Here is a 14,455-nt window from a genome sequence, read left to right as displayed (position 1 = left end):
TCCTCTCTACATTTCTGATCGTTTGACACGCTGACCAAAGTACTGATATAAATCAACCCGTAAGGTTCCATTGTAAAGTTTGCGCTTCTTATCAGCAGGTCGCCCATACTTACTTTCAAATGCTTCATCGCTCGTCAAAATAAATTTACTCCACGTTTTGAGCGATTCAAAGCTTTTACCCATCTCATTATACAAGATGTCCACCGCTTTGTCATCCAGCAGTCGCTCCCCATAAGGCGGATTTGAAATGATGACACCATTGATTTTATCTGTTTTTAGGTCTTGCAGGCGCATTTGTTTCAATTTGATAACATCTGCAAGGCCAGCCTCTAAGGCATTATTTTTAGCAACTTCAATCATACGGGAGTCAATATCTGTCCCCATAATATCCAATTCTATATCGTAGTTAGCCTTACTGTCAGCTTCCTCACGGACAGCCTCAACCAGCTCTTTATCAACCCAGGGCCAAGCTTCAAAGGCAAAATCCCGATTAAATCCTGGTGCAATATTCATGCCAATCATTGCGGCTTCAATACAAAAAGTCCCAGAACCGCAGGTTGGATCGACAAAAGGTTTATCAGGATACCAATTGGATAACATAATAATCGCTGCTGCCATATTTTCCTTAATAGGAGCCCCGCCTTTATCAGTCCTATAACCACGCTTAAAAAGACTTTCGCCTGTCGTATCAATCATGACCATAGCTTTATCCTTACGAATCGCTATTTCAATCGCAAAAGTTGCTCCAGTTTCCTGCAAAGGGACACTGTCTGGACGGTGAAAATGCTGCTGCAATTTCTTTACAATAGCTTTTTTAGTAACAGCTTGAACACTGGGTTCATTATGCAGTTTTGAGCGTACACATTTCGCTTTGGTAACAGGAAAGGCGGCATCTAAAGGTAGATAATTTTCCCAATCGAGAGCAAAAACGCCCTGAAAAAGTTCTTCAAACGTTCGTACCGGGAATTCCCCAACGACAATTTTAATACGGTCAGCTGCTCGAAGCCAGAGGTTTGTTTCCGCGATTGTGCGGATATCTCCTTGCAAGCGCACCCTACCATTTTCGACCTGACAGTCAAGTCCTAAATCTCTAATTTCACGTCCGACCACAGCCTCTAGACCAGCCGCTGCTGTTGCTAGTAAATTAAATTTTTGTTTCATCCTTACTCATTTCCATGCAGAAAAAGGAAGGCTCAACTTCTCTATCTCCTTATGGACTTCCTACTATAAAATAAAAGCTAGCCTGAGCTAGCTCTAAAACCTATTATGCAATTTTCTATAAGCCATGTTTTGTTCCAGAGACACTAGGTGCTGCCTCCTTCGATAATCATCTGTCTACTGTTTGTACAGTCGGGATAGTCCGTTCGTTTTCCAGCTATCCCATGCCCCGACCAAAATTTGGGTTGCTAGCTTGAGGGGTTTACCGCGTTCCACCTCTTGCGTTTCCGCAAGAGCTCCGTCACTGTGGCACTTTCAGGATCAGAGAGCTTATCACAGGACTTAGCTCTCCTTATCCGCCGTAATGTCAATTAAACATCCCTAGGCTTATGAATTCACCTAGCACAAACACTACTGGCATCACAGCCAGTGCTAGCATGGACTTTCCTCATGCTGCTCTTGGCAACATGCGATTATCCAAAAATTGCATACTGACTCTCGATTAGTCCGCAAGCTGCTTGCCGAAGACCTCTTTTTCTAAGCGACTAACACGCTTCAAAAGATCGATATTACTAGCCTGAGCAGAAGCTACACTAGCCGTACGTACACCGTCACTGCCATAAGAAGGAGCTACGCTGCTAGGCTGGGAAGCTGCCTTTTTAACGTCAGCCTTGAGTTTTTCATTTTCCTTACGCAAGGCTGCGATCTGAGCCGCATAGGTTTCATAATCTTTGATGACATCATCCAAAAACTCATCAACCTCATTCTTATCGTAACCGCGCATACTAGTTTTAAAATCTTGTTCGTAAATGTCCTTAGGACTAAAAATAATACTTGCCATTCTATTCTCCATACCTATCTGTAATTCTTGTCAGGGTCAAACCCTAGCAAATAATAATTATACAGACAAAAATATCAAAAATCAAGTCTTTACCACTCGTCATCTGATAAAATTTCATTCAATTTTTCAAAGGTTAAGAAGTCAACAGAATAATGTGGATTTGAGGTCATTTGGCTAATAAAATATTTCAAATTCGTTTCGGCCTCTGGATCGTAGAAAACATAGGCACCGTCCGTATTATCGATCAAAAATTGCTGATAATGCCTGAATTGACTGGGATTGTCATATTCCTCATAACAGTATTTAACAAAATCTGCCAGCTTAAAATAGGCGAGCTTATTTTGATTAGACTCATTCCAATTTTGCCCATGCGTCTGAAAGGGAAATACAACAGCGGTTTGGAAACCATACTCTCCCTTTAGCGACCTTGCAACCTCAAAAGCCCAAAACTCAAATCCTAAATTACCAGTAAAAATCAGCCAATCCAAACCTTCCTCACAGTAACGTCGGATAGCTTTTTCTATGGCCTTTTTAATAATAGCTACCTTGGGATCCTTGTCCTTAAATATTCCTAATTCAAAATTTTTATAACCCGTTATGAGAATCGACGTCATAGACTGTATTCCTTTTTTAATTTATGGTATAATGGGATGGCTTATGGAAATAAGTCCATTTAAGTTAGGAGAAATATGGTTAAGTACCCACATAACCTTATTCGAAGACCCTCTCCAAAGATAGGACAGTCGCAGAAAAAAATCGACTTTGCCAATCGGGGGATGTCTTTCGAAGCAGCTATCAACAAAACAAACGAATATTATTTGTCACATCATATGGCTGTCATTCACAAAAAACCAACACCAGTCCAAATTGTCAAGGTAGACTATCCTAAACGTAGCCGCGCCAAGATTGTAGAGGCCTATTTTAGGCAAGCTTCTACAACAGATTACTCTGGTGTTTACAAAGGACATTATATCGATTTTGAAGCTAAGGAAACCCGCCAGAAGACAGCAATGCCCATGAAAAATTTCCATGCGCATCAGGTTGAACACATGGAGCAGGTCCTCGGCCAAAGCGGTATCTGCTTTGTTCTCTTACATTTTTCCAGCTTAAAAGAGACCTACCTCTTACCCGCAAGAGCGCTGATTGATTTCTATCAGATTGATAAAGGGGGCAAATCTATGCCTCTTCATTATATCAAAAAAAACGGCATTAGAATTGAAGAGAGTGCCTATCCGCAAGTTCCTTATTTAGATGTTATTGACTATCATTTTCTGAACGGAAGTAAAAACTTATGAAAAATTTTAATTTCAAATCTCCTGATTGGAAGGGCATGGGTAACAAACTATCCGACCGCTTCAAATCATTTCGACAAAGTACCGGCGAGCACGGACAAAAGTTAACTCCCAAGCAGAGGGCTTGGAAATTCTTCAAATATTTCTTGGCTGTTTTGGCCTCCCTCATGATTGTCGGTTTGATTGCTGGCGGCCTTTTATTTGCTTATTATGTCAGCAGCTCGCCTAGTCTTAATGAGAAGCAGCTGGTGGCTACAAATTCGAGTATTCTTTATGATAAGAATGGTACTGAAATCGCTGACTTGGGTGCAGAAAAGCGTATCAGTGCCAAGACAGATTCTATCCCAGTCAACTTGGTTAATGCTGTTACGGCCATCGAAGACCACCGCTTCTACAAACACCGTGGAGTTGATGTCTACCGGATTATTGGGGCTGCTTGGCACAACCTGACGCGTTCTAGCACGCAAGGGGGATCTACTCTTGATCAGCAGCTGATCAAGTTAGCCTATTTTTCAACCAATAACTCCGATAAAACTTTAAAGCGTAAAGCGCAAGAGGCCTGGCTGGCCATTCAATTAGAGAAAAAATACAGTAAAGAAGAAATCATGACCTTCTATGTCAATAAGGTCTATATGGGCAATGGTTATTACGGCATGCAGACAGCAGCCCAAGGGTATTACGGCAAAACCTTGACGGATTTGTCTATCCCCCAGCTGGCTCTCTTAGCTGGACTTCCAAATGCCCCAACCCTTTACGATCCTTATACCAACCCTGAGCAAGCTAAAAAACGGCGCGATACCGTCCTTTCAGAAATGTACGAAGTTGGCAGCATTGATAAGAAAACTTACGACGACGCTGTAGCAACCGACGTAGCTGATGGGTTAATTCCGCAAACTGAGAAATCTAGCTACGATGCCTACCTTGATAACTACATCAAAGAGGTTGTCGCTCAAGTTTCTGAAAAGACTGGAGCTGATGTTTACAGTGCAGGCCTGAAAGTCTACACCAATGTTGACTCAGCAGCTCAACAACAATTGTTCAATATTGTTAATTCTGATGACTACGTACCCTACCCTGATGATCAAATGCAGGTAGCAACAACTGTTATTGATGTCACTAATGGTAATGTTATTGCCCAAATTGGAGTCCGCCATCAGGATGACGGAGTTTCTATGGGGACCAACCAAGCCACTCTGACTGACCGTGACTGGGGTTCAACCATGAAACCTATTACCGATTATGCCCCTGCTCTCGAAAACGGAGTCTACAACTCAACAGGAGATCCAGTAACTGATGCTCCTTACAGCTTCCCTGGTACTTCAACTCCTGTTTATAACTGGGACAGAAAGTATATGGGCGGTATGTCAATCCAGACTGCTATCCAGCAGTCACGTAATGTCCCAGCTGTTAAATCCTTAGCAGCCGTTGGGCTAGAAAAGGCTCAAAGCTTCCTCAGTGGCCTGGGCATCAATTACCCAGAACTGCAGTACTCCAATGCTATCTCAAGCAATACCAGCAGTTCTGATAAAAAATATGGTGCTAGCTCTGAAAAAATGGCCGCAGCTTATGCAGCCTTTGCCAACGGTGGTACCTATTATGAGCCTCTTTATATTAATAAAGTAGAATTTAGTAACGGTACTGATCAAACATTCTCATCTTCTGGTAAGCAGGCTATGTCGCCAGAAACTGCTTATATGATGGTAGATATGCTGAAATCCGTCTTAGCTTCTGGGACAGGTACTAAAGCTGCTGTTTCAGGTGCCTTCAACGCTGGTAAGACTGGGACATCTAACTATGCTGATGATGAGCTGACCCAAGTAGAAGCCAATACGGGTCTCTACAATAGTTCAGTCGGCACCATGGCTCCAGATGAGTCCTTCGTCGGTATTACGCCAATGTACTCAATGGCTGTTTGGACAGGATATAAGAGCCGTCTAACACCTGTTTATGGTACAGGACTTGATGTCGCAGCTGAGGTTTATCAGGCTATGAGTAGTTACCTTCTTCAATCTAATGGTAGTGGTTCTACAGATTGGACGATGCCTGACGGCGTATATCGCAAGGGCTCTTATCTAGCTAAGAGCGGTTATAGTGCAAATTATAGTTACAGCAGTAGTTCATCATCATCTGCTTACGGTGCATCAAGCAGTTCGGATAGCCAAATTCAAGATTCTAATGGCAGCGGCAATAGCCAACCTGGTGCCTCCTCTGCTAATGGACAGGATGATCAAGATGACGAGCCCGATGAAGATGATAGTGAATAATTCAACAAGTCAAAAGAACTTCGGAATTTTTGATCCGAAGTTCTTTTTCTGTAGTGTGGCACTCGGCTATAATATAAAAGGTGGTCACTGCATCAAAAAGAGCCTGGGACAAAAGGCCAGACCCGATAGCATTATTCTAGATTTACCAGATCGAGGCGCAGTGGTTGGGAGTAAGACTTGTTGGCTATGCCAAGAAGTCTTACTCCTGCACAGTTCATCAGGTGCTTTAGCACCAATAAACCACTGCTGATTGGCGATCCTTATCTTGGGGTGCAGTCCTATTTTTAGACGCCTCCTTAAACAGTCCACTAGACTGTTTAACGACCACGCAAGTGATACCCTCCAACAGTTCGGGAAACTGTTGGAGGGTATCCAAGTCTATGAAGGTTAGTTCATGTCAATCCCTGAGCAACTTTTTAACTGGCTTCAATATGAACTTTCTAGCAATCGCTATTGCCCCTCTTTAGGCTTCTTTTCCATTATAGACAAAACGAATATGGGGGTAATCGTGTTCTAAATCCTTACCTTGCATAAAAGCCTTAGCTTCCTTACGCACCTGAGTAAGATCAATACCCTGAGCCTGTGCTCCAAAAACACAGCCGCAATAACACTGTCTATAGATGTCATATTCCTCACACATTTCAACAGAACGTTGGTAACCGCTATTCTTCTTAAAATCGCTTGGTAAATACTGAGCATCATAAATTTTTTGGACCTCGAGGCCAACAGCATTGATGGTTTGCGAGTTTTTATGCGGACTGATGGTTAAGGCACTGCCAAAGTAGTCAAAATCCAATTCCACAGCTTTTTGCGCTGTCTTATCAAGGCGATAATCATAGCAAACACGGCAGCGATCACCACCTTCCGGCTCATCTTCCAAACCATGAACAGTCCTGAAAAATTCACTCGGCTCATACGGCGCTGCTAAAAATTCCACCTGAGCCCCAGTATTTTCATTAAAGTCATGAACAAACTTCTGTGTTACATAGCTGCGGCGTTCATATTCAGCCTTGGGGTGAATATTAGAATTGGCAAAATAAATAGTTACATCGCAGTACTGGGTTATGTACTCAAGAGTGTAAGTACTGCAGGGAGCACAGCAAACATGCATCAAAACACGTGGACGTGTTTGTTCCGATTGCCATTTTTTAACCATTTGCTGCATCACACGATCATAATTTACCTTCTGATTAGGGTTCATTCGAGATAAGATATCTTCTACATCAATCATGGTCGTCCTCCTCGTAGTCAAGATACAAAGTCTTTAAGTCCTCCAAAAGAATTTAGGAAATGAAAACGATTCACTAAGAATGAGAGCATTTGCCGAATTCCGCTGGAGTATGGGCGTGTTCATCTCCTAATCTCCCCTTAAGTATAGCATAGGAAATTCCAAAAAACACAACGGTATTGGTGAAGTGCCCTCTTATTTACTGCAATGGCTGGCAAGCTCAACAGACTGATAAAAATCTGCGGTATAACAAATTAAGAATTACTAAGATGGTGTCAACAATAATAATTCTTTATGTAAAGCTACTATCAGCGGCCTGTCTTAAGCTTCTTGGAAAGTCTGACTATTTAGATGCCAAAGCTCCCATCGGATCCCAAGGTGCCAAGATAATGGGGTCTACCTCATAGGCTGCCAGTTCTTCCTGGGTTAAAAAGTCCTTACGAACAACAATTTGGTAGGTATATTCATCCATCCAGTCATCAGAGGCTACAAAATAACCATCTTTACCGACTTTGTCCCCCCAAGAATTCTCAACTTTCCATCTAATTGGTTGACCTTGTTCATCTAAGTCAACACCAGTCAATACCATCGCGTGAGTCATGAGGCTTTCACTATAATCCAAGCGACTAGCCTTATCCTGCGTCAGAGCGATATCTAACGCAGTCTCAAAATCATAAAGCTTAGCTGCCATAATGCCCGACTGACGATTACTAGACTGACCAACATCTGACCCAAACCAAACAGTTTCTCCCGCCTGCATCTGAGCAACCGCTAATTCTTTAAATCGTTTCATATCGAGATTAAGATAACGCACGGGGCGACTGCCAACAACATTACCAAGCAATTCAACAGTATAGGATTTACCATAGGGTTTGTCTGTCGTTGGAGCATTGATAATAGACACATAGTCCTCCAATTTCAAACCTACATACTTTTCATAGAAGGCCTGAGGACTAATTTGACTATCCTTGTGATAGTGATTATCCTCATCGCGATAAGCAAAATCAAAGTGACGAGGAGGCAGGCCTAGATTAACCGCCAAGAAATTAAAAACTTCTTGCAGCAACTCTGCCTTCTTGTCCTGAACAGTCTTATCACCGGCACCAGAAATCACTAACTCTCGCAAAATTTGAGCGTCCTGCCGTAGAAGTTTATTTAAATACTGGTTTAACTCCCGACTGCTGCTAGATGAAACAGACTCCGGATAAACAGATTTTGGAACAACCCCATATTTTTCAAAGAGGGCTACAACCATATCCCATTGGCCGCCATCTTGCTGAGGAACATCCAGTAGAAACTTCACTTTGCGACTCCCCAACTCCTGATCGGCCGTTGCAATAATCTGCTCTAAAAACCAATTGGATTTCTCATATTTATCCCAGAAAAAAGTGTGAGCTTGTGATAATTCAAAATTTTCCAGTTTAAACTCAGAGATTAATTTGTGACGAAAGGTATTAAGGGCAGCAAACATCCAGCATCGTCCCGACTGCTTTTGATTAGACACCTCATCTTTAGTTAGATCAATAGAAAAGGAGAAATCGTGGCGGCTAGCAAGCTGACGATCTTCTAAACTTTTTAGCAAACCAGCGTGAGTGATAGCATTTTCAAGTGCGCGATATTTAGCATTGGCTTGATAATTCTCAAATAATTTATCTGTAAAAGCTTGATCAATTTTTGACATAGGGTACTTCCTTCTAATCTACTCTTCTACACTTCATTATAATACTTGTCTGAGAATTTGCAAATTGTGATAAAACCAGAAAAAAATAGAGAACAGCGAATACTGTAAAACTAATAAACATGACTGCAGTAGCATTTTTAAATCATTGATAAACGTGATATAATGACAACGTACTATATTTAAGGAGACATCTAGACCTATGATGAATATGCAAAACATGATGAAGCAAGCCCAAAAGCTGCAAAAACAGATGGAACAAAAACAAGGCGAGCTAGCTGCCCAAGAATTTATCGGCAAGTCAGCTCAAGATCTAGTTGTTGCAACTTTTACTGGCGATAAAAAATTAGTCTCTATTGATTTCCAAGAAGCTGTCGTTGATCCGGAAGATCTTGAAACCCTATCTGATATGACAGCTCAAGCAGTCAATGATGCGCTGACTCAAATTGATGAAGCAACTAAGAAATCAATGGGAGCTTTTGCTGGTAAATTGCCGTTTTAAAAAGAATCGCTTGGATATTTTTCCAAGCGCTTTTTTAATCTTATCAACCGATTTTATTGGGTAATATAGGTTTCCGTGTTAAAGATCTTACTAACAATATAAAAGGTCAACATATTAGTTAGAACCAACACGCCTGCGATAAGTAGCGTTAGTCGACTATCAATGAGAAGGACACCTGTACTTTGTGAAATCATTAGAGTCACTAAGGGCAGAACCAATAACATAGAAACTGACTGAGCTGACTTGCTGGTTTTGATATACTGGGAGACCCCTAAGACCAAAAAACTCGATAACATCACAAGCAAAGGAGAAACCAAGAGCCCGCTCATTAACCAAGTCATATTAGGAAAAAGCAACTGCTTAAAGATATGATAGCCCATCACATCGACAACCACAGCATAAACGAGCATGGCCAGCCAAGTCACTAAAATAGCTGGAATCATAGAGGCTAGCATTTTCCCAATGATAAGATTACGAGAGCTAATTGGTGTGCTGAGCAAGCCTTCCAAGGTCTTATGTTCCTTTTCTCCGATAAAGCTAAAACTAGCCATCAAATTGGAAAAAATAATCGGTAGCATCATAAAAAGAGGAAGCATAAAAAATACCAAGATGGCATAAAGTGGTGCTAATTGACTATCAATAGTCTTGGGAAGAATTGACATCGGGAGATGATCAATGAAACTCTTCATGCCATTGATAGAGCTAAGGAGAGCTTCGTTGGTCCCAAGCGATAACAATAATCCGGGAAGGATAAGGCTAAAGAGTAGAGGGAGAAAAATGAAAAGCCCTAGAATACTCTTATCTGAGAAAAAATCCTGCAAATCCTTACGGACAATTACTAGAATTTGTCTCTTATCCATCTTTTGCACCTCCTATGACCTCTAAATAAAGATCGGTTAAACTAACAGATTCACGGACTAGGCTATAGAGTTGACAGCCTTGATTTGTCAAATCTCGCACTAGGTGAGGAATCCCCTCACGTGTGATGTTTTTGACAAGGAGATAGCCATTTTCAACAGTTGCTTCACCATATTGTTGAGCTAGTGTCTTCCCTATTGCTAGAGGTTCTACCTCCAAGGATAAGGGCTGCCCATCATCATAACTAGCTAGTAGGGGTTGCAAGTACCCAGTTAATAAAATCTTTCCTTCTGACATAATAGCCACCTCATCTACTATCTCCTCTAAGCCGTGTAGCTGGTGTGTACACATCAGAACAGTCGTTCCACGACTGGCAACGAGTTCCTTTAAATAACTGAGGAAGGATTCTACCATTTGCGGATCTAAGCCTGTAGTAGGCTCATCCAAAATCAAAAGCTTTGGCTGATGTAAAATGGCTCTGGCTAGGGCGGCTTTCTGGCGATTTCCTTTACTGAGTTTCCCAACTACTTCGTCCAGATAAGTCTCTAAATCTAAGCGTTTCACCACTTCCATGATAGCCTGTTCTATTTCAGAAGCATCAAGACCATAAAGCTGACCCCAGATTCTTAGGTTTTCTTTGACCGATAGCTGCTCGTAGAGGTTGCCATCATTTTGAACCCCAATATGCTTTAATAAGTCAGTACGATTCCTTGTTGTCAGCGTTTCTCCAAACAGTTCAACCGTTCCACTATCTGCTTTTAATAACCCTAAGATTGTCCGTATTAAGGTTGTCTTCCCTGTCCCATTAGGACCTAATAAAGCCACAATACGACCGGCTGCAATAGCCAAGTCAACGCCTTTTAAGACTGACTTGGTTTTAAAATGCTTGGTAACCTGCTGGCAGGTTAAAATCGTTTCCATCAATGTTCTACCTCCTTAGCCAATTCTAAGCAAAACGATTTTTGCTGGCAATGTGGGCAGGTTAGTCGTCGTGTTCTAGGCGTATGGGCAGCAAACATAAAGGTTTTCAGGGCAACATTGAAAATATGATGGCAGTTAGGGCATAGATAAACTACCTGTTGATGATACCGATAGATTATCCTTGTCACGATAAGAAGAATGACTGGTAAAATCAGTAAAATCGTCCATTCATAGTTAGTCCCATCGATAAAGCTCGCATAGATAGCAATGACTACTATCATCATGACCAGACCACCCCCTAATTGCCACTGCAATCGTCGCCAGGCTTTCTGATTTTTCAAGGTTAGTGAAAGGCCTGAAAGAGTTTTAAGGGATGAATCGTCCTGTTTTTTCAGCCTGTCAAGCAAGTTGACAGCTGTGTCAAGTTTGCCCTGCTTATCAGCAATTTCAGTTTTTAGGTCTGCAATCCGCTCTTTTAGCAGAAGTTGCAAAACCGACATTTCTCTGTCTTCTGATAAAACCGTCTTGATGTCTTCAATCGAAAAATCCATATCACGCAGAAAACAAATGAGTTTAAGCTGCTCAGCATCAGATGCTGTATAGATTCGTCGGCCACCCTCAGTCAACTGCGACGGGGTTAAAATCTCCCTCTGGTCGTAGTATTGCACCGTTCGTACTGACACACCAACGAGCTTGGCTAGCTCACCAGTTGAATACGTCTTAGTCACTTATTACCTCCCTACCAAGAACAAGGAAAACCATTGTTCACCCTTGTTCATTCTCATCCTAGCAAATGACGCTGCGTTACATGCAAGCCAAAACATCACTTTTTTGACAATTTTTGCTATTAATCAAATAAATCCCCCAAAGCTGCAAACGGATTGTCACCATGCGCTTCCTCCTGCTGATTAAGGTAATCTTTGTTACTGTCCAGTTCTAAAAAGGCTTCGTAAACACGCGCCGTAATTCGAGCATCCTCTAAGCTATCATGCCCACGCCCCTTGATTCCTAAAAAGTCAGCTACACTTGTTAATTTAAGGTTGACGATACCGTTTAAATCAGTCGAACGGCGCTCATAAGCCTCATCAAAAACATCAAGGGCATACTGCTTACTCAAATCCAAATCATTCTCAGCCAGAATGGGCAGGTCTGATTTTTCAGCATTATAGCCGATCAAGGGGAGCTCACCGATAAATGATTTAAATTCAGCCAGAACTACTTCTAACTTTGGTGCTGAGGCAATCTTATCTGCTGTAATCCCTGTTAAACCATTAATAAAACTTTGCAAAGGTACATCCGTATACACATAACGATCAAAATGACTGACCTCCTCATGATTTAGGATCCTCACGGCCGATATTTGAATAATATGACTGACATCCTCTACCCTATTAAATTCTAGATCAAAAGCAATATAAGCGTCTAATTTTTTCATGATATATCCTTCTTTTCAATAAAAAAACTGTCCTAAGACAGCCTCTGTATTTTCAATTACTTGCCACCAAACACCCGAGCAAAAAAGCCTTTCTTTTGTGCACGAGCTTGCTGAATTTGAATCTCTTCAACTTGTGTACGAGCTTCATCCAATTCCAATTTAAGATTTTCACTGTCCTGCATAGCCGTCAAAGTCAGCTGTTGCTGCTGATCCAGCTGCTTATCTTTCTGGGCAATCTGGACATCCTTGATACTGAGCTGTTCATTCATAGAAGACAGCTGAACATCTTTGGCTTTAAGCTGATTATAGAGACGCTCAATTTCAGCATTCTTCTCATCAACCAAGATTTCCATCAACTCGCGCTGCTTAGTTTCTTCACTAACAGGTTCATCTTCAAAAATCGTCTTCTTATAGATTTCCTCGAGCTTAATTAAACCGTCGCGATTGACAACTGTAACGCCCTTCTCATTTTTATCGACAAACTCCTCAGGCAGAGTCTTGACACGATTATTTACTGCTTGGCGACTGACACCAAGAATTTCAGCTAATTCGCTGACAGTCTTTTCAATAGCCATAAAGTCCTCTTTTTATCCGAAAATTCTTATAAAATAGTATCATAATAGGCCTTTGCTGTCAATCTACAGGGAATCCCCCACAAGTACGCAAAGAAAATAAACATCATAAGATGTCATTGTGCGTTTTTCAGCGTGAAAATTAATGGACAAAATAAAAGGTTGTTTTCTGAAAAGTTAGTCTCTAGTATTTTTATTTCTATCTACTTAACTATGCTTACCTCTGTAAGATAGGATAAGATGGGTAGTTGATAGATTTGAACTAGTTGCTCCTTTTCAGCAATTTTACTAAAATTTAGATAACAACTCATCCAACTATTAACATTGACAGTAATCATCAAAACTGGTTCCAGCAACAATCCCATGCTATAATAAAGCTATGACACATTATCACACAATTATTATCGGAGGGGGGCCAGCCGGTATGATGGCAGCCATTGCCAGCAGTTACTACGGCTTCTCCACCCTCCTGATTGAAAAGAATAAGCGTTTAGGTAAAAAATTAGCAGGAACTGGTGGCGGCCGCTGCAACGTTACTAATAGTGGAAACCTAGATGATCTCATGGCTGGCATCCCAGGCAATGGCCGCTTCCTCTACAGTGTCTTTGCTCAGTTTGATAATCACGATATTATTAACTTTTTCAAAGATAATGGGGTTGCCCTCAAGGAGGAGGACCACGGTCGGATGTTCCCTACGACCAATAAGTCACGCACCATCATCCAAGCCTTGGAGGATAAAATAAAGGAGTTAGGCGGCCGCATTTTGACTGAAACTGAGGTCGTATCTGTCATAAAGGATCATGATCGCTTTGTACTTAAATCAGCCGATCAGTCCCTTACTTGTGATAAACTCATCGTCACAACGGGAGGTAAATCCTATCCGTCAACAGGATCGACTGGGTTTGGTCACGACATTGCCAGACACTTTAAGCTGGAGGTTACGCCCTTAGAAGCAGCTGAAAGTCCGCTATTAACTGATTTTCCTCACAAACTACTGCAGGGGATTTCTCTGGACGATGTCAATCTCACCTATGACAAGCACAGTATCACCCATGATTTACTCTTCACTCACTTTGGTTTATCTGGCCCAGCCGCCTTGAGACTCTCGAGCTTTGTCTCGGGTGGCGAAACCGCCCACTTGGATCTTTTGCCAGCTATGAATCAAGAGCAGCTGAGCGCCTTTCTTGAGAAAAATCGTGAAAAAACCATTAAAAATGCTCTTAAACTACTACTCCCTGAGCGACTAGCAGAATTTCTAGCACAGGATCAGCCAGACAAAGTTAAACAGCTCGACCCTAAAAAACTAGAATCCTTACTAGCATCTATCAAGGATATGCCCATCAAAATAACGGGTAAAATGTCCCTAACCAAATCCTTTGTCACCAAAGGCGGGGTAAACCTCAAAGAGATTAATCCTAAAACCCTTGAAAGCAAAAAAGTAGCAGGACTACACTTTGCTGGAGAAGTTCTCGATATCAATGCTCATACTGGAGGCTTTAACATCACCGCTGCCCTCTGTACCGGTTGGGTTGCTGGTAGTCCCCACTATTAGAGGACAGTATGACTACCTTCTTAAACAAGTATGATATTAAGTTTTCTAACAGTTTTTCTTAAGTATGCTTTTAGTGATTTTGATTATAATTATCTCATAATTCTTCTTATTTAACCCTTTGCAGCCCTAGCGGCTGCTTTTTCTTCTATTTTGA

Annotated in this window: 14 protein-coding genes and 1 other RNA gene; 4 read left to right on the top strand and 11 right to left on the bottom strand. The window is 41.6% G+C overall.

From position 1 onward, the window contains the following. Positions 1–6: 6 nt before the first annotated feature. The 4 genes from ACVR1G_RS03555 to ACVR1G_RS03540 all read right to left on the bottom strand — a co-directional run bounded on the left by ACVR1G_RS03555 (position 7) and on the right by ACVR1G_RS03540 (position 2,613). The gene (locus tag ACVR1G_RS03555) at positions 7–1,161 is read right to left on the bottom strand and encodes a THUMP domain-containing class I SAM-dependent RNA methyltransferase (RefSeq protein WP_447451825.1); all 1,155 of its coding nucleotides are present in this window, start codon (positions 1,159–1,161) and stop codon (positions 7–9) included. Positions 1,162–1,274: 113 nt separating this feature from the next. Beyond that, positions 1,275–1,643, bottom strand: an RNA gene (gene rnpB / locus ACVR1G_RS03550) — RNase P RNA component class B. A gap of 17 nt (positions 1,644–1,660) precedes the next feature. After that, positions 1,661–1,999 (bottom strand): cell division regulator GpsB, encoded by a 339-nt coding sequence (gpsB, locus tag ACVR1G_RS03545; protein ID WP_447451824.1) that lies wholly within the window; start codon positions 1,997–1,999, stop codon positions 1,661–1,663. A gap of 89 nt (positions 2,000–2,088) precedes the next feature. After that, complete coding sequence (locus ACVR1G_RS03540) at positions 2,089–2,613, bottom strand: SLOG family protein (RefSeq protein WP_447451823.1); 525 nt, start codon at positions 2,611–2,613, stop codon at positions 2,089–2,091. Positions 2,614–2,688: 75 nt separating this feature from the next. On the opposite strand from ACVR1G_RS03540, the gene recU reads away from it, so the two are divergent. Beyond that, positions 2,689–3,294 carry a Holliday junction resolvase RecU gene (gene recU / locus ACVR1G_RS03535; protein WP_447451822.1) on the top strand — a complete coding sequence of 202 codons (606 nt, stop codon included), beginning with the start codon at positions 2,689–2,691 and terminating at the stop codon, positions 3,292–3,294. Next, positions 3,291–5,555: a penicillin-binding protein PBP1A gene (gene pbp1a / locus ACVR1G_RS03530; protein ID WP_447451821.1), complete on the top strand. Its 2,265-nt coding sequence runs from the start codon at positions 3,291–3,293 to the stop codon at positions 5,553–5,555. Before recU ends, pbp1a begins: the two co-directional genes overlap by 4 nt. A 463-nt stretch (positions 5,556–6,018) precedes the next feature. On the opposite strand, the gene ACVR1G_RS03525 is transcribed toward pbp1a, so the two are convergent. Both ACVR1G_RS03525 and pepC read right to left on the bottom strand, forming a co-directional pair. Continuing rightward, positions 6,019–6,786, bottom strand: a complete 768-nt coding sequence (locus ACVR1G_RS03525; protein ID WP_447451820.1) for an epoxyqueuosine reductase QueH — start codon at positions 6,784–6,786, stop codon at positions 6,019–6,021. A gap of 340 nt (positions 6,787–7,126) precedes the next feature. Beyond that, the gene (gene pepC, locus ACVR1G_RS03520; RefSeq protein ID WP_447451819.1) at positions 7,127–8,464 is read right to left on the bottom strand and encodes an aminopeptidase C; all 1,338 of its coding nucleotides are present in this window, start codon (positions 8,462–8,464) and stop codon (positions 7,127–7,129) included. Positions 8,465–8,663: 199 nt separating this feature from the next. On the opposite strand from pepC, the gene ACVR1G_RS03515 reads away from it, so the two are divergent. Further along, positions 8,664–8,963, top strand: coding sequence for a YbaB/EbfC family nucleoid-associated protein (locus tag ACVR1G_RS03515; protein ID WP_447451818.1), 300 nt, complete (start codon positions 8,664–8,666; stop codon positions 8,961–8,963). A gap of 53 nt (positions 8,964–9,016) precedes the next feature. On the opposite strand, the gene ACVR1G_RS03510 is transcribed toward ACVR1G_RS03515, so the two are convergent. The 5 genes from ACVR1G_RS03510 to ACVR1G_RS03490 form a co-directional block, all read right to left on the bottom strand. Further along, on the bottom strand, positions 9,017–9,823 hold the full coding sequence (locus ACVR1G_RS03510; protein ID WP_447451817.1) for an ABC transporter permease subunit: 807 nt from the start codon (positions 9,821–9,823) through the stop codon (positions 9,017–9,019). Next, complete coding sequence (locus ACVR1G_RS03505) at positions 9,816–10,742, bottom strand: ABC transporter ATP-binding protein (protein ID WP_447451816.1); 927 nt, start codon at positions 10,740–10,742, stop codon at positions 9,816–9,818. Before ACVR1G_RS03505 ends, ACVR1G_RS03510 begins: the two co-directional genes overlap by 8 nt. Then, entirely contained in the window at positions 10,742–11,470 is a 729-nt protein-coding gene (locus ACVR1G_RS03500; protein ID WP_447451815.1) for a MerR family transcriptional regulator, read from the bottom strand. The genes ACVR1G_RS03505 and ACVR1G_RS03500 overlap by 1 nt, the downstream gene beginning before the upstream one ends. 119 nt (positions 11,471–11,589) lie before the next feature. After that, the gene (locus ACVR1G_RS03495) at positions 11,590–12,177 is read right to left on the bottom strand and encodes a 3'-5' exonuclease (protein WP_447451814.1); all 588 of its coding nucleotides are present in this window, start codon (positions 12,175–12,177) and stop codon (positions 11,590–11,592) included. 56 nt (positions 12,178–12,233) lie between these two features. Beyond that, a complete protein-coding gene (locus ACVR1G_RS03490) occupies positions 12,234–12,752 on the bottom strand; it encodes a DUF536 domain-containing protein (protein WP_447451813.1) in 519 nt (172 codons plus the stop codon). Between the two features lie 376 nt (positions 12,753–13,128). On the opposite strand from ACVR1G_RS03490, the gene aao reads away from it, so the two are divergent. After that, on the top strand, positions 13,129–14,301 hold the full coding sequence (gene aao, locus ACVR1G_RS03485) for an aminoacetone oxidase (RefSeq protein WP_447451812.1): 1,173 nt from the start codon (positions 13,129–13,131) through the stop codon (positions 14,299–14,301). Positions 14,302–14,455: the final 154 nt, after the last annotated feature.

The sequence above is a fragment of the Streptococcus dentasini genome, assembly GCF_053206945.1.
Note: the sequence above shows the minus strand (reverse complement) of the source record. Positions and strands in the feature narration are given on the sequence as shown.

Coding starts and splice junctions, on each gene's coding strand:
- ACVR1G_RS03555 (WP_447451825.1), bottom strand. CDS start 1,161: ATGAAACAAAAATTTAATTTACTAGCAACAGCAGCGGCTGGTCTAGAG.
- gpsB (WP_447451824.1), bottom strand. CDS start 1,999: ATGGCAAGTATTATTTTTAGTCCTAAGGACATTTACGAACAAGATTTT.
- ACVR1G_RS03540 (WP_447451823.1), bottom strand. CDS start 2,613: ATGACGTCGATTCTCATAACGGGTTATAAAAATTTTGAATTAGGAATA.
- recU (WP_447451822.1), top strand. CDS start 2,689: ATGGTTAAGTACCCACATAACCTTATTCGAAGACCCTCTCCAAAGATA.
- pbp1a (WP_447451821.1), top strand. CDS start 3,291: ATGAAAAATTTTAATTTCAAATCTCCTGATTGGAAGGGCATGGGTAAC.
- ACVR1G_RS03525 (WP_447451820.1), bottom strand. CDS start 6,786: ATGATTGATGTAGAAGATATCTTATCTCGAATGAACCCTAATCAGAAG.
- pepC (WP_447451819.1), bottom strand. CDS start 8,464: ATGTCAAAAATTGATCAAGCTTTTACAGATAAATTATTTGAGAATTAT.
- ACVR1G_RS03515 (WP_447451818.1), top strand. CDS start 8,664: ATGATGAATATGCAAAACATGATGAAGCAAGCCCAAAAGCTGCAAAAA.
- ACVR1G_RS03510 (WP_447451817.1), bottom strand. CDS start 9,823: ATGGATAAGAGACAAATTCTAGTAATTGTCCGTAAGGATTTGCAGGAT.
- ACVR1G_RS03505 (WP_447451816.1), bottom strand. CDS start 10,742: ATGGAAACGATTTTAACCTGCCAGCAGGTTACCAAGCATTTTAAAACC.
- ACVR1G_RS03495 (WP_447451814.1), bottom strand. CDS start 12,177: ATGAAAAAATTAGACGCTTATATTGCTTTTGATCTAGAATTTAATAGG.
- ACVR1G_RS03490 (WP_447451813.1), bottom strand. CDS start 12,752: ATGGCTATTGAAAAGACTGTCAGCGAATTAGCTGAAATTCTTGGTGTC.
- aao (WP_447451812.1), top strand. CDS start 13,129: ATGACACATTATCACACAATTATTATCGGAGGGGGGCCAGCCGGTATG.